At 73.7% G+C, this 17,581-nt stretch carries 18 protein-coding genes; 10 read left to right on the top strand and 8 right to left on the bottom strand.

The features are described from left to right. Positions 1–17 precede the first annotated feature (17 nt). Positions 18–2,900: a WG repeat-containing protein gene (locus IEY99_RS34875; protein ID WP_189202037.1), complete on the bottom strand. Its 2,883-nt coding sequence runs from the start codon at positions 2,898–2,900 to the stop codon at positions 18–20. 1,039 nt (positions 2,901–3,939) lie between these two features. On the opposite strand from IEY99_RS34875, the gene IEY99_RS11200 reads away from it, so the two are divergent. The 4 genes from IEY99_RS11200 to IEY99_RS11185 all read left to right on the top strand — a co-directional run bounded on the left by IEY99_RS11200 (position 3,940) and on the right by IEY99_RS11185 (position 7,376). After that, positions 3,940–4,263, top strand: a complete 324-nt coding sequence (locus IEY99_RS11200; protein WP_189202035.1) for a hypothetical protein — start codon at positions 3,940–3,942, stop codon at positions 4,261–4,263. 640 nt (positions 4,264–4,903) lie between these two features. Further along, positions 4,904–5,590, top strand: a complete 687-nt coding sequence (locus IEY99_RS11195; protein WP_229798461.1) for an ABC transporter permease — start codon at positions 4,904–4,906, stop codon at positions 5,588–5,590. Positions 5,591–5,631: 41 nt separating this feature from the next. Continuing rightward, positions 5,632–6,432 (top strand): ABC transporter permease, encoded by an 801-nt coding sequence (locus tag IEY99_RS11190; protein WP_189202032.1) that lies wholly within the window; start codon positions 5,632–5,634, stop codon positions 6,430–6,432. Beyond that, a complete protein-coding gene (locus IEY99_RS11185) occupies positions 6,429–7,376 on the top strand; it encodes an ABC transporter ATP-binding protein (protein WP_189202030.1) in 948 nt (315 codons plus the stop codon). Before IEY99_RS11190 ends, IEY99_RS11185 begins: the two co-directional genes overlap by 4 nt. A gap of 27 nt (positions 7,377–7,403) precedes the next feature. Here the strand turns inward: IEY99_RS11185 and IEY99_RS11180 are convergent, their stop codons facing one another. Then, positions 7,404–7,961, bottom strand: a complete 558-nt coding sequence (locus IEY99_RS11180; RefSeq protein ID WP_189202028.1) for a helix-turn-helix domain-containing protein — start codon at positions 7,959–7,961, stop codon at positions 7,404–7,406. 67 nt (positions 7,962–8,028) lie between these two features. On the opposite strand from IEY99_RS11180, the gene IEY99_RS11175 reads away from it, so the two are divergent. Both IEY99_RS11175 and IEY99_RS11170 read left to right on the top strand, forming a co-directional pair. Beyond that, the gene (locus IEY99_RS11175) at positions 8,029–8,736 is read left to right on the top strand and encodes an AzlC family ABC transporter permease (protein ID WP_189202027.1); all 708 of its coding nucleotides are present in this window, start codon (positions 8,029–8,031) and stop codon (positions 8,734–8,736) included. Beyond that, the gene (locus IEY99_RS11170) at positions 8,730–9,038 is read left to right on the top strand and encodes an AzlD domain-containing protein (protein WP_189202025.1); all 309 of its coding nucleotides are present in this window, start codon (positions 8,730–8,732) and stop codon (positions 9,036–9,038) included. The genes IEY99_RS11175 and IEY99_RS11170 overlap by 7 nt, the downstream gene beginning before the upstream one ends. 71 nt (positions 9,039–9,109) lie before the next feature. Here the strand turns inward: IEY99_RS11170 and IEY99_RS11165 are convergent, their stop codons facing one another. The 4 genes from IEY99_RS11165 to IEY99_RS11150 form a co-directional block, all read right to left on the bottom strand. Then, the gene (locus IEY99_RS11165; RefSeq protein ID WP_189202023.1) at positions 9,110–9,736 is read right to left on the bottom strand and encodes a DUF3043 domain-containing protein; all 627 of its coding nucleotides are present in this window, start codon (positions 9,734–9,736) and stop codon (positions 9,110–9,112) included. An 88-nt stretch (positions 9,737–9,824) separates the two neighbouring features. Further along, entirely contained in the window at positions 9,825–11,180 is a 1,356-nt protein-coding gene (murA, locus tag IEY99_RS11160) for a UDP-N-acetylglucosamine 1-carboxyvinyltransferase (protein WP_189202021.1), read from the bottom strand. A 214-nt stretch (positions 11,181–11,394) separates the two neighbouring features. Continuing rightward, entirely contained in the window at positions 11,395–12,600 is a 1,206-nt protein-coding gene (gene nadA / locus IEY99_RS11155) for a quinolinate synthase NadA (protein ID WP_189202019.1), read from the bottom strand. 59 nt (positions 12,601–12,659) lie between these two features. Beyond that, positions 12,660–12,809, bottom strand: coding sequence for a hypothetical protein (locus tag IEY99_RS11150; protein ID WP_189202237.1), 150 nt, complete (start codon positions 12,807–12,809; stop codon positions 12,660–12,662). Between the two features lie 49 nt (positions 12,810–12,858). Between IEY99_RS11150 and IEY99_RS11145 the strand changes: the two genes are divergently transcribed. The 4 genes from IEY99_RS11145 to IEY99_RS11130 all read left to right on the top strand — a co-directional run bounded on the left by IEY99_RS11145 (position 12,859) and on the right by IEY99_RS11130 (position 16,083). Next, positions 12,859–13,971 carry a glycerate kinase family protein gene (locus tag IEY99_RS11145; RefSeq protein WP_229798460.1) on the top strand — a complete coding sequence of 371 codons (1,113 nt, stop codon included), beginning with the start codon at positions 12,859–12,861 and terminating at the stop codon, positions 13,969–13,971. A 118-nt stretch (positions 13,972–14,089) separates the two neighbouring features. Then, positions 14,090–14,464 (top strand): iron-sulfur cluster insertion protein ErpA, encoded by a 375-nt coding sequence (gene erpA / locus IEY99_RS11140; protein ID WP_189202015.1) that lies wholly within the window; start codon positions 14,090–14,092, stop codon positions 14,462–14,464. Between the two features lie 135 nt (positions 14,465–14,599). After that, positions 14,600–15,577 (top strand): carbohydrate kinase family protein, encoded by a 978-nt coding sequence (locus IEY99_RS11135; protein ID WP_189202013.1) that lies wholly within the window; start codon positions 14,600–14,602, stop codon positions 15,575–15,577. 5 nt (positions 15,578–15,582) lie between these two features. Further along, positions 15,583–16,083, top strand: coding sequence for a P-loop nucleotide/nucleoside kinase family protein (locus tag IEY99_RS11130; RefSeq protein WP_189202011.1), 501 nt, complete (start codon positions 15,583–15,585; stop codon positions 16,081–16,083). On the opposite strand, the gene IEY99_RS11125 is transcribed toward IEY99_RS11130, so the two are convergent. Continuing rightward, positions 16,076–16,288 (bottom strand): sulfurtransferase TusA family protein, encoded by a 213-nt coding sequence (locus IEY99_RS11125; protein WP_189202010.1) that lies wholly within the window; start codon positions 16,286–16,288, stop codon positions 16,076–16,078. The genes IEY99_RS11130 and IEY99_RS11125 overlap by 8 nt on opposite strands. Then, entirely contained in the window at positions 16,285–17,433 is a 1,149-nt protein-coding gene (locus IEY99_RS11120) for a cysteine desulfurase family protein (RefSeq protein WP_268245103.1), read from the bottom strand. Before IEY99_RS11120 ends, IEY99_RS11125 begins: the two co-directional genes overlap by 4 nt. Positions 17,434–17,581 lie beyond the last annotated feature (148 nt).

Here is a 17,581-nt window from a genome sequence, read left to right as displayed (position 1 = left end):
CTCGCTGCGCATGTCGCCTACAGGACCGGCCTGGCGTCCGGGTGCAGCCGGTCGATCTCCCGGACGACGTCCGCGGGCTCCGGGTGCACCACGTCGACGAGCGGCTCACCCTGCCGGTCGAGGGCACCCCACCGGCCCTGCGGGTCACCGATCACGTACGCGGACGGGTGGATCAGCACCCGCGCGTGCACCGGCGGCACGAGCAGCCGGCCCGTACGGTCCACGACCCCGAACCGGTCCTCCGCCCCGACGACCGCGAGACCCTCCTCGGTGAACCCGTCGACCTGCCGGCCCGCGGGCGTCAGCGCGGTGGCGAAACTCCGGTACGCCGGCGGCACCACGATCCGCCCGTGCCGGTCGAGCGCGCCCCAGCCGTCCCGGCGCACCGGCGCCACGCCCCGCCGGAACGGCCGCACGTCGTCGAACCCGCCCGGCACGATCACCCGGTTGTGCCAGTCGACGGCGAACCAGCCGCCCTCCGGCTCCCGCGACACCCACGCCAGCCCGTCGGAGAAGGGCATGACCCGCACGTACGCGGACGCGCCGTCGATCAGCAGCGTCCCCGTCTCGTCGATCAGCTCCCACGCCTCGGCATCCGGGCGGCGCACCCACGCGGCACCCTCGCTGAACGGCTGGACCTGCGCGTAGTCCGCGGGGACGACGAGATCGCCGTTGCTGTCGGCGTACCCGCGCAACCCGGTCTCATGGTCCGAAGCCGGCTGCGGCGGACGGCTCTGCTGCAGGATCTCCTCGCGCGAGCGCGGGTAGGGCCCCCACCCGGTCTCCTGCACCCGGGCCATCACCGCGTCCAGCGCGGCCTCCGTCCGGGCCACGAGCTCCGGATCCTCGACCCGCCGCAGCTCCAGCGCCAGCTCGAAATGGTTGCACGCCTCGAGATAGCGCCCCTGCTCGTAACAGCACTTCCCGGCGTTGACGTGCATCTCGGCCCGCAGCAGCCCGGGCAGCTCGACGGAGTTCGCCTCCTCGTAGAGCCGGTCCGCCTCGGCGAAGTCCCCGCGCCAGTGCTGCACATGGGCGAGCCGGGCCTGCACGATCGCGATCCGCGGCAGCTCGCCGGTGGCCTCGGCATGCCGCAACGCCTCCCGCGCGTCGGCCAGCGCCCGGCCGTACTCGCCGAGCACCCGGCTCACCACGGCCCGCAGGCTGAGCAGCCGCGCCCGCACGGCATCCCGCTCGGCATACTCCAGCTTGTCGGTCAGCCGATCCCGCACGGCCCGCATCCGGTCCGGCTCGGCGGCGGTCTCCCGCAGGGTGACCGGATCGACCTCCCACGGGTACGCGGCAAGCACCTGCTCCGGGTCGACGAGGGTAGGCAGGGGCTCGGCCTCGGGCTCCGGCGGAGGAACGACGGAAACGGTGGGCAGCTGCATGCTGGGCGCCCGGACCGCTCTCTCGACCCGCCCGGCCCCACCATCCCCGGCACCCGGCCCGGCCACCTCGGCACCCGGCTCGGCCACCTCGGCGACTGGCTCGGCCACCTCCGTGACCGGTTCCGCCACCTCGGTACCCGGCTCGGCCACCTCCGTGACCGGTTCCGCCACCTCGGTACCCGGCTCGGCCACCTCCGTGACCGGTTCCGCCACCTCGGCGACTGGCTCGGCCACCTCGGCGACCGGTTCCGGCACCTCGGCCTGCGCCTCGGCCAGCTCCTGCGCCGGCGCCTCGGCCCGCTCCTCACCCGTTTCCTCGGCGTGAGGCTCGGTCGGCGTCTCGGCCGGTTCCTGGACCGGTGCCTCGGTGTCTGCCGCCGCGAGATCGTCCGCGGTATCGGCGGCCGACGCCTGGTCGTCGGATGCCGCCGCGGGCTCGGCGGCAGCATCGGCCGGCTCATCCGCAACGTCGGCCGGCTCATCGGCCGGCTCATCGGCCGGCTCACTCGTGACGTCGGCCGGCGCGTCCGAAGTCTCGGTCGCCTCGTCGGCAAGCTGGGCCGGCTCGTCCGCAGCCTGGACCGGCTCGTGAGGAGCCTCTACGACCTTCTCGCCCTCGTCCGCAGTCTCGGGCGAGGACGAGAACCAGTCGGACTTGCCCGGCGCGCCGCTGGTCGGTGCGCTGCTGACCGGCGCCGCGCTGACCGGAGCGCCGCTGATCGGAGTGTCCTGGGACGCGTCGGCAGCCACCTCGGGAGCGGGCGACACGGGCACGGGACTGACGGCGCCGAGCCCGCTCAGGGAAAGCAGCCACCCGAGACCGCGGCCGTCCTCCTCCGCACCGGTCTCCGCTGCCTCCGACGTCGCGCGTTCGGGCGTAACAGCGACCGGCTCGGCAGCCTCCGGTGCGGCGGGTTCCGCGGCAGGAACCGGCTCGGCGGCCTCCGGTGCGGCGGGTTCCGCGGCAGGAACCGGCTCGACAGCTTCCGCAACGCCGGGTTCGGGCGCGGCAGTGACCGGCTCGGCAGTTTCGGGAGCGGCGGGTTCGGGCGCGGCAGTGACCGGCTCGGCAGTTTCGGGAGCGGCGGGTTCGGGGGCGGCAGTGACCGGCTCGGCAGTTTCGGGAGCGGCGGGTTCGGGGGCGGCAGTGACCGGCTCGGCAGTTTCGGGAGCGGCGGGTTCGGGCGCGGCAGTGACCGGCTCGGCAGTTTCGGGCGCGGCGGGTTCGGGCGCGGTAGGAGCCGGCTCGGCGGCCCGGGAAGCGGCGGGTTCCGGCGCGACGAAGACCGGTGGGGCGGGCACGGCGGGGACCGGCGGCGGTGCCCACGGGTTCGGAGCTGCCGCGGTGTGCTCGGACGGCGGAGCGGACAGTTGCTGGGTGGTCTCCGGCGGATACCAGGCCTGGCGAGGAGTCTCCACGTCCTGTCGTGCTTGCAGCGGCGCCGGGAAGCGCGGGTCGGTCGGCGGCTCGGCATTGTGCATCCCGCGCCGCGGTGCAGACTGGCGCATGTCCACATCCGGGCGGCGGGCGTCGACCACATCCGAGCGGTTTGCGGCCGGCAGATCTGGGCGGTGCGGGGCCGGCAGATCTGGGCGGTGCGGGGCCGGCAGGTTCGGGCGGTGCGGGGCCGGCAGGTCCGGGCGGTGCGGGGCCGGCAGTTCCGAGCGGTCCGGGGCCGGCTGGGGGTAGGCGCGGGTTTCCGGCCGTGGCGGGTAGACGGCGCCGGGCTGGGGCACGCCGTGGGGCGCCGCGTAGGGCGCGGCCGGGCGTGGATCGCCGTAGGGCTTCGCGGAGCGCGGCTCCGGACGAGGTCCGGCGAACCGCGGCTCGCCGTAGGGCGCATCCGAGCCGTAGGGCGCATCCGAGCCGTAGGGCGCATCGGAGCGGTGGGGCGCATCGGAGCGGTGGGGCGCATCGGAGCGGTGGGGCGCATCGGAGCGGTGGGGCGCATCGGAGCGGTGGGGCGCATCGGAGCGGTGGGGCGCATCGGAGCGGTGGGGCGCATCCGAGCGGTGGGGCGCATCCGAGCGGTGGGACGGATCCGAGCCCTGGGTCGCTCCGGCGCCGTGGAGCGCTCCCATGCCGGAGCTTGCCCCTGCGCGATGGGATGTGTTCGGGCCGTAAACGTCGCCAGGGCCACGGCCCGTGCCCGGGCCGTGCGGGGCCGCCGGGCCCTGCGGGCGGCCGGGACCGAAGGGTGCGTCCGAAGCACGAGACGGTTCGGGGCCGTAGGGACCGTATGGTGCGCCCGGACGTGGCGCATCCTGCCGGGGCGCGCGGGGCGTGGCGTCCGGAGCCGGCGGTCGCGTGCCGGGATATGGCCGAGGCGGCTGACCGGCGGCGTGCGGACCGTTCTGGCCGGGGCCGTGCGGACCGTTCTGGCCTGGGCCGTGCGGGCCGTTCTGGACAGGGCCGTTCTGGACAGGGCCGTTCTGGACAGGGCCGTGCGGGCCGTTCGGGACAGGGCCGTTCGGGACAGGGCCGTAGGGGCCGCCCCGGCGTGGGTCGGGTCGGCGGTCGGGGTCGAGCAGGCGTTCCGGCAGCGGCATGGGGCGGTTCCAGGACGGCTGCTGGGGTGCCGCCGGCTGCTCGGGTGGCGCGGTCCAGGACGGCTGCTGTGTCGCCGCCGGCTGGTCGGGTGGGGCGGTCCAGGACGGCGGGGGCTGGGGTGGGCGGCCGACCGTGGCGCGTCCCGCGGCCGGGGAGACCGGGCGTCCCGGGGGTGCCGAGGTCGGGCGTCCGCCGGCCGGGGAGACCGGGTGGCTCGCGGCGGGAGAGACCGGGTGGCTTCCGGCCGGGGAGATCGGGGGGCCCGGGGTGCCGGGCCGGCCGGACCATCCGCCCGGCGGGCGCGGCGGTGAGACCGGGTGATCGGGCGCGGGCCGGCCCGGTTCGGACACCGGCGGCCCCGAGGCCTGGGCGATGGCCCGGAAGTCGGCGTCCCAGGACGCGGCGGCCTCGGCGGCCGCGGCCGCGTCGTAGACCGGGTGGTGGACGGCCCGGCGGCGGCCCGGGTCGCCCGGGTAGCGCTGGCCCGGCAGGGGCTGCCACTCCCAGGTGATCTCGTACACCCAGGCCGGTTCGTCGTCCCAGCCGCCGGCGCCGACGTGTGAGCTCCAGCCGTTCATTCCGAACCCGTGCGGGTCTCGGATGTCTGCCTACGCTGCGTCACGACGACGTTCCACCTTGTCGAGAAATTGGCTCGGTGGCGGGGCGGCGCACCGGATACAGTCGCCCGGCTCCACTGCTGGTTGTGAGAACTGCTGGCTCTGAGAACGGCTGGTTGTGCGAACGGCGGGGTGTGCGGACCACGGGATGGTGAGAGGAGATTAGCGGCGTGGAACGGCTCGACGCCAGGGTGCCTGCGATCTCTCCCCGCGGTCCGTTACGGGATTCTGTCACTACGTTCGGTGCGCTTTCGTGGTCGGGTTTCCGGAGGTACGCGACCTACCGGCAGGCGACCATAGCCGGATCGTTCACGAATATCGTCTTCGGGTTCCTCCGGTGTTACGTGCTGCTCGCCGTCGCCGCCGGAGCCGCCGGGGGACGGCCGGGCGGATACGGCACCACGCAGCTCGTCACGTTCGTCTGGGTGGGTCAGGGTCTGCTCACGGTGGTGTCGCTGTGGGGATGGACCGAGCTCGCCGACCGGGTGCGCTCCGGCGACGTGGCCGCCGACCTGCTGCGTCCCGTACCCGTGGTGGCCGGGTATCTGGCTCCCGACCTGGGGCGGGCCGGCCATGCGATGATCTTCCGCTTCCTGCCGCCGCTCGCCGTCGGCGCGCTCTTCTTCGACCTGTACGCCCCCGGCCGATGGTTCACCGTCCCGCTGTTCGCGCTCTCCGTCGGGCTGGCCGTGGTCGCGAGCCTGGGCCTGCGGTTCCTGGTCAACGCGACCGCGTACTGGCTGCACGACGCGCGCGGCCCGATCATCCTCTGGACCCTGTCGGCGGGCATCCTGGCCGGGCTCTACTTCCCGCTGCGGTTCCTGCCGGACTGGCTGGCGGTGACGTTGTGGGTCGGCACGCCGTTCCCCGGCCTGCTGCAGACGCCGCTGGACGTGCTGGTCGAGCGCGACCCGGCGCCGGTCCAGCTGGGCCTGGTCGCCCTGCAGGCGGCGTGGGCGGCGGCACTGCTGGCGCTGGCCACCCTCGTCCAGCGGCGCGCCGAAAGGCGACTGGTGGTCCAGGGTGGCTGAGCCGGGCGGCGGGCCGGGGCGGGCGGGCGCGGGGGTGCGGCGTGGCTGAGCTGCGGGCGTACGCGGCGCTGTTCGCCGGGCAGTGGCGGTCCCTGGCCTCCTACCGGGCGTCCTTCGTGGTGGAGCTGGGCACCAACGTCGTCGGCGGGCTGCTCGACGTCATCGCCGTGCTGGTGTTCTTCCGGACGGCCGGGACGATCGCCGGCTTCACGGTGGCCGAGGGGCTGCTCGTCGTCAGTCTCTCGTCGTGCGGGTTCGCCGTCGCCGACTTCGTGGTGGGCAACATCGACCGGCTCAAGACCTACGTGCGCACCGGCACGCTGGACGCCGTGCTGGTGCGTCCGCTCGGCGCGTTGCCGCAGCTCGTGCTCATGGACCTGCCGATGCGCAAGGCCTTGCGCATCGTGGTCGCCGCCGCGGTGCTCGGGGTGGCGCTGCGCCTCAACGACCTCGACTGGACCGCGCCCCGGCTGGCGCTGGTCGTCGCCGCGCCGGTCGCCGGTGCGCTGTTCTTCGGGTCGGTCTTCGTGGTCAGCGCCAGCCTCGCCTTCTGGTGGGTCGAGTCGGGCGAGGTCGGCAACGCCTTCACCTACGGGGGCCGGGACTTCGCGGCCTATCCGGTGCCCGTCTACGACGGCTGGTTCCGGGTGCTGTTCGCGTACGCGATGGGCTTCGGGTTCGTCGCCTACCAGCCGGCGCTGGCCCTGCTGGGCCGCGCCGACCCGCTCGGCCTGCCCGCCTGGGCGGGCTTCGTCTCACCGTTGGCCGCCCTGGTCGCCGCGGGCGCCGCCGCCGTCGTGTGGCGCGCCGGGATCAGGCATTACCGGAGTACGGGCTCATGATCGAGATGCAGGGTCTGCGCAAGGATTTCACCGTACGCGTCCGCAAGGGTGTGCTGCGCCGTGAGAAGCGGACGGTGACCGCCGTGGACGGCATCGACCTGACCATCGCCGAGGGTGAGATGGTCGGCTACATCGGCCCGAACGGCGCCGGCAAGTCGACGACGCTGAAGATGCTGACCGGGGTGCTGGCCCCGTCGGCGGGCGCGGTGTCGGTCTGCGGGCTGACCCCGGTGCCGCAGCGCACGCGCCTCGCGCTCCGCATCGGCGTGGTCTTCGGGCAGCGTTCCCAGCTCTGGTGGGACCTGCCGCTGCGCGACTCGTTCGCGCTGCTGCGCCACGTCTACCGGGTGCCCGCGGACGCGCACGCCGCCCGGCTGCGCCGCTGCCGGGCGCTGCTGGAGCTGGACGGGTTCCTGGACACGCCGGTGCGGCAGTTGTCGCTGGGCCAGCGGATGCGCGGCGAGCTGACCGCCGCCCTGCTGCACGGGCCGTCGGTGCTGTTCCTGGACGAGCCGACGATCGGGCTGGACGTGGTCAGCAAGCAGGCGGTCCGCTCGTTCCTCGCCGAGCTCGGCGCCACCGGCGCGGTGACGCTGGTGCTGACGACGCACGACCTCGCCGACATCGAGCGGTTGTGCCGGCGGCTGGTGGTGATCGACCACGGCCGGGTGGTGCACGACGGGACGATCGAGGCCTTGCATTCCCGGTACGGCTCGCGCCGCCGCCTGGTCGCGGACCTGGACGTGCCGCTGCGGCCGGGCTTCACCGTGCCCGGCGCGGAGCTGGTGTCGCTCGAGGCGGACGGCCACCGGGCGTCGTTCGACCTGCTGTCCTCGTCGGCGGGGGCGGTGGTGGGTGAGCTGACCGCCCTGGCGTCGGTGCGCGACCTGTCGCTCGTCGAGCCGGACATCGAGGACGTCGTCGCGCGGCTCTACCGGTCGTAGCGCCGTCGGCCGCCGGGGCGGTGCCGGTCAGCGGTGTTCCATCAGCAGCACCGCCCACGTGCCCGGCGCCAGGGCCTCGTAGTGGTGCGGGACGTCGCCGGGGAAGGCCACGTAGTCGCCGGGCCCGAGGTCGACGAGTTCGCCCACCGGGCCGGCGCTGAGCCGTCCGGCCGCCACCACCACGTGTTCGACGCTGCCCGGGATGTGTGCCTCGGCCTGCCGGGGCTGGCCGGGCTCCAGCTCCAGGACGTAGAGGTCGCGCCGGGCGTGGGTGGAGCCGGCCGCGAGCAGGCTGGCGGCGAAGTCGGCCTGGTCGGCGCGGAGCCGGACCTGGTCGTTCGCGCGCACGACGCGGACGGTGGGCGCCGGAGGTTCGACGAGCCGGCTGAAGGGCACGCCCAGCGCGACGCCCAGCGACCACAGCGTCTCGATGCTCGGGTTGCCGCTGCCGTTCTCCAGCTGCGACAGCGTCGACTTGGCGAGCCCGGCCCGGCGCGCGAGCTCGGCGAGGGAGATGCCGGCGCGTTCCCGCTCGCGGCGCAGGGCGGCGGCGATGGTGGCGAGCGGCGGAGCCGGCTGGGACATGGTTCGCTCCATCGGTCGTTTCGTTCGGTTTGACGAACGGCGGGCACTTCGTTCATTATTTTGAACCATGCGTACGACTTCCCGAACACCGGACCGCGCTCTGCTGCGGGACGCGGCCGCGATCGCCGCCGCGATGGTCGCGGTGGGCGCGTCGTTCGGGGCCATCGCGATCGCGTACGGGCTGCCGTCCTGGGTGCCCTTCGCCATGTCGGCCGCGGTGTTCGCCGGGGGTTCGCAGTTCCTCGCCGTCGGTCTCATCGCGGCGGGCAACCCGGTGGCGGCCGTCCTCGCCGGCCTGCTGCTCAACGCCCGCCACCTGCCGTTCGGTCTGGCGGTCGCCGGCACGGTCGGCGCCCGGTGGCGCGACCGGCTCGTCGGCAGCCATCTGATGACCGACGAGGTGGTGGCCTTCACGCTGCGCGAGCAGGATCCGGCCCGGCGGCGGCGCACCTACCGGCTGATCGGCGTCACGTTGTTCACCTCGTGGAACGCCGGCACCGCGCTGGGCGTCCTGCTCGGCGGCGCCACCGGCGACCCGGCCGCGCTGGGCCTCGACGCGGCCTTCCCGGCCGGGCTCATCGCCCTGATCCTGCCGTCGCTGCGCGACCGGGCGACCCGCACCGCCGCCCTCGCCGGGGCTGCGGTGGCGGTGCTGCTCACCCCGGTTCTCCCGGCGGGACTGCCGGTGTTGTGCGCGCTCCTGGGCCTCCTCGCCGTCCTCGGCCCCCGCCGGCGAGCTCCCGGGAAGGTGCGCAAGGAGGAGGTGCCGTGCTGATCGCGTCGATCGCCGTGCTGGCGCTGGGCACGTACGTCATGCGGTTGAGCGGGGTCCTGCTGCGCGACCGGCTGGAGCTCTCCGACCGGCTCCAGCGGCTGCTCCCGATGGCCGCCGCGACCCTGCTGGCGGCCCTGGCCGGCACCGCGGCCCTGATGGAGGGGGCCACGTTCGCGGGCGTGGCCCGCCCGGCCGGGGTGGCCGTCGGCGCCCTGCTGGCCTGGCGCCGCGCGCCCTTCGTCGTGGTGGTCCTGGCCGCCGCGCTCACCGCGGCCCTGCTGCGGCTGGCCGGCGTGCCCTAGCCGGCCCGCCGGCCGGGTCCGCGGACGGCCGTCCGCGGATGGAAGGGGGTGAGCCGAGCGAGGCCGGCGGCTCAGACCTTGTCGCCGAGCTCGACCTGCGGCTTCGGGACTCGCATGCGGCGGAACGTGAGGCCGCGCATGATGCCGTAGAGGTAGAGCGAGCCCATCCGCTGGGTCGTGTTCGGGAAGCGCTCGGTCACCAGCTTCTTGATCCGGCGCGAGATCAGGAAGCTGTCGATGATCACGGTGATCGCCAGGACGGCCCAGAGCAGGTTGGAGCCGAGCCGCACGGCCATCGGCATGGTGCCGGTCGAGCCGATGAACACGATGATCGCGCCGACGAAGAACCAGGTGCCGGCCGTACGGCGGGAGTCGACGATGGCGCGGACGAGGGCGCGCTCCGGCCCCCGGTCGCGGGCGAGCAGGTAGCGCTCGTCGCCGGCCCGCATGCCGGCCGACGCCTCCGCGCGCTCGGCGCGCTGACGCTCCCGCATCTGCTTGTAGGCCTCGCGGCGGTTCGCCGGGGCCTGCACCGCGTCGTGCCGCCGCTGGACACTCTGCCGCTTGGGCGTCTGCAGCCCGAGCTCCTTCTTGGAAGGTGTGTAGCCCTTGGGCCGCGGTGCGGCGGGCTCGGGCGTCACCTCCTCGACGGCGTCGGCGACGAGATCGGTGGACTTTCGGCGAAACAGCGAGGGCACCCCAGCAGAGTAGCCAAGCGCCGCCGGAAAGCCGAAACCGCGCCGCCGATCCACGGATCAGCGACGCGGCGTATGCGCGTGATGACGCTCAGAGGCGTTCGGTCTGCGCGCCCAGGGCGGCGAGCTTGCCCTCGAAGTCCTCGTAGCCGCGGTTGATCAGGTCGACGCCGTACACCCGGGAGGTGCCCTCGGCGGCGAGGGCCGCGATCAGGTGGCTGAAGCCCGCGCGCAGGTCCGGGATGACCAGGTCGGCCGCGTGCAGCTTGCTGGGGCCGGCGACCACGGCGGAGTGGATGAAGTTGCGCCGGCCGAAACGGCAGGGGGTGCCGCCGAGGCAGTCGCGGTAGACCTGGATCGTCGCGCCCATCGAGTTGAGCGCCTCGGTGTAGCCCAGCCGCTGCTCGTAGACGGTCTCGTGCATGATCGACAGGCCGCGGGCCTGGGTCAGCGCGACCACCAGCGGCTGCTGCCAGTCGGTCATGAACCCGGGGTGCACGTCGGTCTCCAGCGCCACGGCCTGCAGCTCGCCGCCCGGGTGCCAGAACTTGATGCCGCCCTCGACGCCCTGCACGCCGGGCCGCGTCACCCGGGGGTCGGTGACCTCGAACTGGCCGCCGATGGAGCGGAAGACGTTCAGGAACGTCATCATGTCGGCCTGCTGGGCGCCGAGCACCTCGATCTCGCCGCGGGTGGCGAGGGCGGCGGCGGCCCAGCTGGCCGCCTCGATCCGGTCCGGGATCGGCTTGTGGTGGTAGCCGCCCAGCCTCGGCACGCCCAGGATCTCGATGACCCGGTCGGTGTGCACGGTGATGATCGCGCCCATCTTCTGCAGCACGCAGATGAGGTCGACGATCTCCGGCTCGATGGCGGCGTTGCGCAGCTCGGTCACGCCCTCGGCGCGGACCGCGGTGAGCAGCACCTGCTCGGTCGCGCCGACGCTGGGGTACGGCAGCTCCAGCTTGGTGCCGTGCAGCCCGTTGGGCGCGGTCAGGTGCATGCCCTCGGGCGTCTTGTCGACGACGGCGCCGAACTGGCGCAGCGCCTGGATGTGGAAGTCGATCGGGCGCGGGCCGATGTGGCAGCCGCCGAGGTCGGGGATGAACGCGTGCCCGAGCCGGTGCAGCAGGGGGCCGCAGAACAGGATCGGGATCCGGGAGGAGCCGGCGTGCACGTTGATCTCGTCGCTGCTGGCGCTCTCCACGTTCGTGGGGTCCATGACCAGCTCGCCGTCCTCGGCACCGTCGGTCACCTTGACGCCGTGCAGGCCGAGCAGGCCGCGGACGACCTCGACGTCGCGGATGCGCGGGACGTCGTAGAGCCGGCTCGGGGACTCGCCCAGCAGGGCGGCGACCATGGCCTTGGAGACCAGGTTCTTGGCGCCTCGGACCCGGATCTGCCCGTGCAGCGGCGCACCGCCGTGTACGGCCAGGACGTCGTCGGTCAACGCAACCTCCAGTGTCGGACGCGGGGGCGTCCGGAGCGGGACTTGGTGCTGCGCCTGGTCGTGGATCCCGGCGCAGCCGCCCGGGCAGCATAGCGCTGCGTGACCGTTGCAGAAATCATCACACCGCTCAAGGTGGCACGAATACCGGATGATTAAGGCAACAAAAAGACAACGGCGAGCACAGGGCTCGCCGTTGGTTACTGAGTGTGACGGACTAAGGGAGCGCCAGCATCTGATCGAGGGCGATCCGGGCGAACTTCGCGGTGTCCTCGTCGACCGTGATCTGGTTGGGCACGCGGCCCGCCACGAGCTCCTCCAGCGCCCACACCAGGTGCGGCAGGTCGATGCGGTTCATGGTGGAGCAGTAGCAGACCGTCTTGTCGAGGAACATGATCTGCTTGTCCGGGTGGGCCAGGGCCAGCCGGCGGACCAGGTTGAGCTCCGTGCCGACCGCCCAGGCCGAGCCGGCGGGCGCGGCCTCCAGCGCCTTGATGATGTATTCGGTCGAGCCGACCATGTCGGCCGCGCGCACGACGTCGTGGCGGCACTCCGGGTGGACCAGGACGGTGACGCCGGGCACCCGCTCGCGGACCTCGCGGACGCTGTCGATCGTGAAGCGGCCGTGCACCGAGCAGTGCCCGCGCCACAGGATCATCTTGGCGTCGCGCAGCTGCTCCGGCGTGAGCCCGCCGTGCGGCTTGTGCGGGTCGTAGAGCACGCAGTCGTCGAGGGAGAAGCCCATCTCCAGCACCGCGGTGTTGCGGCCCAGGTGCTGGTCGGGCAGGAAGAACACCTTCTGACCCTGCTCGAAGGCCCAGGTCAGGGCGCGCTTGGCGTTGGAGGACGTGCACACCACGCCGCCGTTGCGGCCGACGAAGCCCTTGATGTCCGCCGAGCTGTTCATGTAGGTGACCGGGACTATCCCGTTTTTCCCTTTTTGTTTTCCGCCGCGGGCAGGCTCGTCCGCGATGCCGAGCTCGGTGAAGTGGTCCCAGGCCGTCTCGACCTGGCCCAGCACGGCCATGTCGGCCATCGAGCAGCCGGCCGCCAGGTCGGGCAGGACGACCCGCTGCGCGTCGGTGGTGAGGATGTCGGCGCTCTCGGCCATGAAGTGCACGCCGCAGAAGACGATGAACTCGGCGCTGGGCCGGGCGGCCGCCTCGCGGGCCAGCTTGAAGGAGTCGCCGGTGACATCGGCGAACTGGATGACCTCGTCGCGCTGGTAGTGGTGGCCCAGCACGAAGACGCGGTCGCCGAGCGCGGCCTTGGCGGCGGCGGCCCGGGCGACCAGGTCGGGGTCGCTCGGCGCGGGGAGGTCCCCGGGGCAGTCGACGCCGCGCTCACTGGCCGGGTCGGTGCCCTTGCCGAGCAGCAGCAGCGCGAGCGGGGTGTTCGAGGGTTCGGTCCAGGTCGACGTCACAAGACCATGGTTCCACAACCCCGCCGCCTGTCAGGGGCCCGAGGCGGTGTTGTGGACCACTAGCGGCGGCGGTTCTGCAGCCGGGTGACCAGCTGCCGCAGCCTGGCCCGGTTCTCGGGCTTGGCGAGCTGGCGCTGGCCCTCCTGGATGAGGCGCTGCCCCTGGGGGCTGCGGAGGAACTTCTGCACGCGCTGCATGAGGGTCGGCATGGAGACAAGGTTGCCCGGCCTGCCTGGGCGAAACCTGTACTTTCACCTCGTGCGCGTCCTCATCTGCCCCGACAAGTTCGCCGGAACGCTCAGCGCCGCCGAGGTGGCCGCCGCGGTCGCCGAGGGCTGGCGCGAGACGGCCCCGGGCGACGAGTGCGTGCTGCGGCCCCTCTCCGACGGCGGTCCCGGCTTCACGGAGGTGGTCGGCGGCGCCCTGGACGGCCGGCGCGTCCCGGTGGCCACCGTCGACCCGCTGGGGCGCCCGGTGCGCGGCGAGGTCCTGCTCGTGGGCGCCACCGCGTACGTGGAGAGCGCCCAGGCGTGCGGCTTGCACCTGCTCACCCGCAAGGAGCTCGACCCCGGCGCCGCCACGTCGTACGGGCTGGGCCTGCTGCTGACCGCCGCGGTCGAGGCGGGCGCGGTCGAGGTGGTCGTCGGCCTGGGCGGCTCCGCGGTCAACGACGCCGGCGCCGGGATGCTGGCCGCGCTGGGCGCCGGGCCGGTCGACGCCGGCGGGTACGCGCTGCCGTACGGCGGTGCCGTCCTCGGCGCGGCCGACCGCCTGGAGGGCCCGCCCCGCCTGCGCCAGGTCCGCCTGGTGGCGGCCACCGACGTCGACAACCCGCTGCTCGGCCTGCACGGCGCCAGCAACGTCTACGGCCCCCAGAAGGGCGCCACGAGGGAGGACGTGCTGCGCCTCGACGCCGCGCTGGAGCACTTCGCCGGCGTCCTGGAAAGGGCCTTCGAGATCGACGGCCTGGCGGCGATGCCGGGTGCCGGGGCGGCGGGCGGGGTCGGCGCCGCGCTGCTGGCCCTCGGCGCCCGGATGGTGTCCGGTATCGACCTCGTCACCCGGATCATCGGGCTGGAGGAGCAGCTCGACCGGGCGGACCTGGTGATCACGGGGGAGGGGTCCTTCGACCACCAGTCGCTGCGCGGCAAGGTGGCCGCCGGCGTCGCGAACGCCGCCCGGGACCGCGGCCTGCCGTGCGTGGTGGTCGCCGGCCGCAACGAGACGGGCTACCGGGAGGCCGCCAACGCCGGCGTCACCGAGACGTTCGCGCTGCTGGAGCACTTCGGCTCCGAGGAGCGGGCGCTGGCCGAGCCGGCCCGCGGCCTGAGGGAGATCGGGGCGAGGCTCGCCGGGCAATGGAGCCGGTGACCGCGGCGCCGGTGACCGTGGGTGTCCGACATCTCGCCGCACCGAATTGGGAATAAGGCCCGGCGGAGCTAGCGTTAGCCGGTACGGCACATCACCGGACCGGCAGGGAGAACCGCACGTGACCACTGAATCGCACACCGAGTCGACCGAGGCCACCACGGCCGCGCCGACCGGCGTCATTTTGACCGATGTCGCGGCGACCAAGGTCAAGGCCCTGATCGAGCAGGAGGGCCGCGACGACCTGCGCCTGCGCATCGCGGTGCAGCCCGGCGGCTGCTCCGGCCTGCGCTATCAGCTCTTCTTCGACGAGCGCTCGCTCGACGGCGACGTGGTCACCGATTTCGACGGTGTCGAGGTGGTCGTCGACCGGATGAGCTCGCCGTACCTCGCCGGTGCCACGATCGACTTCGCCGACCGCATCGACGCCCAGGGCTTCACCATCGACAACCCGAACGCGCAGAATTCCTGCGCCTGCGGCGACTCCTTCCACTGAGCCGCGCCCGCGGGGACTTCGAGGGCCGTCCACCCCTGCGGGGGCGGGCGGCCCTCGCCCGTGACGCGAAGATGTCCGGGGTGCGAACGGCCGGTAGGCTCCGGGGGTAATCGCACCCGACCCCCGAGGGCCGACATGAAGATCGCCGTCACCGGCTCGATCGCCACCGACCACCTGATGCACTTCCCCGGCAAGTTTGCCGAGCAGCTCATCGCCGACCAGCTCCACAAGGTCTCGCTCTCGTTCCTCGTCGACGACCTCGTGGTCCGCCGGGGCGGCGTGGCGTCGAACATCGCGTACGGCATGGGCAAGCTCGGCCTGCGGCCGGTGCTGGTCGGTGCGGTGGGCGCCGACTTCGCCGACTACCGCTCCTGGCTCGAACGCCACGGGGTGGACTGCGACTCGGTGTACGTCAGCGAGGTCGCGCACACGGCCCGCTTCGTGTGCACCACCGACGACGACCTCAACCAGATCGCCTCGTTCTACGCCGGGGCGATGTCCGAGGCCCGCAACATCGAGCTGGAGCCGGTCGCCACCCGCGCCGGCGGTCTCGACCTGGTCCTGGTCGGCGCCAACGACCCGGCCGCCATGATCCGTCACTCCCAGGAGTGCCGGGCCCGCGGCTACGCGTTCGCCGCCGACCCGTCGCAGCAGCTCGCCCGCATGGACGGCAGCGACGTGATGACGCTGATCTCCGGCGCGGAATACCTCATGACCAACGAGTACGAGCGCTCGCTGCTGGAGACCAAGGCCGGGCTGAGCGCCGACCAGGTCCTCGAGCACGTCAAGATCCGGGTCACCACGCTGGGCAAGGACGGCGTGGAGATCAGCGGGCGCGGCATCGAGACCATCCACGTGCCGGTCGCCCGCGACGTGGTGCCCGACGACCCGACCGGCGTCGGCGACGGCTTCCGGGCGGGCTTCTTCGCCGCGATCAGCTGGGGCCTCGGCCTCGAACGGGCCGCGCAGGTGGGCTCGCTGGTCGCCGCCCTGGTCCTGGAGACCGTCGGCCCGCAGGAGTACGACGTCCGCAGCGACGACTTCCTCAAGCGCTTCGCCGACTCGTACGGTGACGCGGCGGCCGCCGAGATCCACCCGCACCTCCCCGCGTAAAGGCCATGGTCCTCGCCGTCTTCGCCGGCCTGCCGGGCGTGGGAAAGAGCACGCTCGCCCAGCAGGTCGGCGCGGTGCTGCCGGCCGCCGTGCTCGCCGTCGACACCGTCGACGAGACCCTGCAGGCCTACGACGTCACCGAGCCCCGCCCCGGCCATGCCGCGTACGGGGTGGTGGCGGCGCTCGCCGAGACGCAGCTCACCATGGGCCACAGTGTGATCATCGACGCGGTGAGCCCGGTGAAGGCGGCCCGGCAGCTCTGGACCGAGCTGGCCGAGCGCCGTGGCGTGCCGCTGCGCGTCGTCGAGGTGGTGTGCGGCGACGACGCCGAGCACCGGCGCCGGGTCGAGGCCCGCTACGCCCAGCGCACCCACGACGGCGTCCCCGACTGGGTGCGGGTCCTCGAACGGCAGAGCGAGTACGAGCCGTACCTCGGCCCCCGCCTGGTGGTCGACACGTCCCTGGCCGTGGACGCGGTCGGGGCGGTCGCCGACTACCTCAGCTGACCCGCCGGACGTCGTAGGCGTCCGGCGCGGGGCTGCCCAGGTATTGCTGACCCTTCATCCGGCACCACGCCGGGATGTCGTTGGCCGCGGCCGGGTCGTCGGCGAGGACCCGGACCACGTCGCCGACCGGCACCGACGGCATCCGCTTCGCCAGGTCGATGATCGGCAGCGGGCAGCGCCGGCCGCGGGAGTCCACCTCGATCACATCCCCGCCTCCTGCCGGATCTCGGCCACCACGCCGGGCAGCACGGCCAGGAACCGGTCCACGTCCGCCTCGGTCGTGCCGCGGTGCAGCGACACGCGCACGTTGCCGTGGCTGAGCACCCCCATCGCCTCCAGCACGTGGCTGGGCCGCAGCGTGGACGCGGTGCACGACGAGCCCGACGAGACCGCGAAGCCGCGCCGGTCCAGCGCGTGCAGCAGGGTCTCGCCGTCGACGTACAGGCAGGAGAAGGTGACGAGGTGGGGCAGCCGCTCCACCGGGTCGCCCACGATCTCGACGTCCGGCACGGTCGCCGCGACCGTCGCGCGGATGCGGTCGACCAGGGCGCCGAGGCGTACCGCTTCGGTCTGTGCCTCGCCGAGCACGGCCCGCAGGCTCGCCGCGGCCGCGACCACCGCGGGAAGGTCCAGCGCGCCGGGCGGGTGCGGTCTGTGAAGATCGTCACCGGGGTACGGCGACAGCCAGCGGGTGCCCTTGCGGACCACGAGCACGCCCACCCCGCCAGGCCCGCCCCACTTGCGGGCGCTCGCGGTGAGCAGGGACCAGCCCGGCGGCACCGGCACGCGCCCGATCGACTGGGCGGCGTCCACGTGCAGCGGCACCCCGGCCTCCGCGCAGGCCTCCGCCGCCGCCGCGACGGGCTGCAGCGTGCCGGCCTCGTGGCTGGCGCTGATCAGGCTCGCCAGGGCCACGCCGGGACGGCCCACGGCGTCGTGCCAGGCGGCCAGGTCGAGGCGCCCGGAGCGGGCCACCCCGACCTCGGCCGACGTGCCGTGCCGGGCCGCCGCGTGCAGCACCGAGGAATGCTCGATGGCCGAGTGAACCAGCGTCTGCCCAGCTCGGGCGCGTCCGGCGAGGCCACCGAGGACGGCGGCGTGCACCGCGGCGGTGCCCGAGGACAGGAAGGTCAGCTCGTCCGGGCGTACGCCCAGACACTCGGCCGCGGTGGCCGTCGCCGCGTCCCTCAGCTGTTGCGCCCGGCGGCCCGCGGCGTAGAGCCGGTCCGGGTCCGCCCAGCCGTCCTCCAGGGAGGCGAGCAGGGCCTGCCGGGCCACGGGATGCATCGGGGCCGCGCTGGCCGCGTCCAGGTACGCGGGGCCACCGGCTTGTTCCGCCGTGTATTCCACTCTGGGAACGGTATCGTCCACAGGATCAGGGGTATTGCCCGCCCGGTCGAAGATCCGACCCCCGGTAGCCAGGCGGCGGGGCCTGGTCGAGTAGTGTGCGACCGTCGGTGACACCTTGCCGCCGGTGTCCGGATTCGTCGCACCGGGC

Origin of the sequence: Couchioplanes azureus (assembly GCF_014648355.1) — a bacterium.
In the GTDB taxonomy this organism is placed as follows: Bacteria; Actinomycetota; Actinomycetes; order Mycobacteriales; family Micromonosporaceae; genus Actinoplanes; species Actinoplanes azureus.
This window is presented reverse-complemented; position numbering and strand designations above follow the sequence as displayed.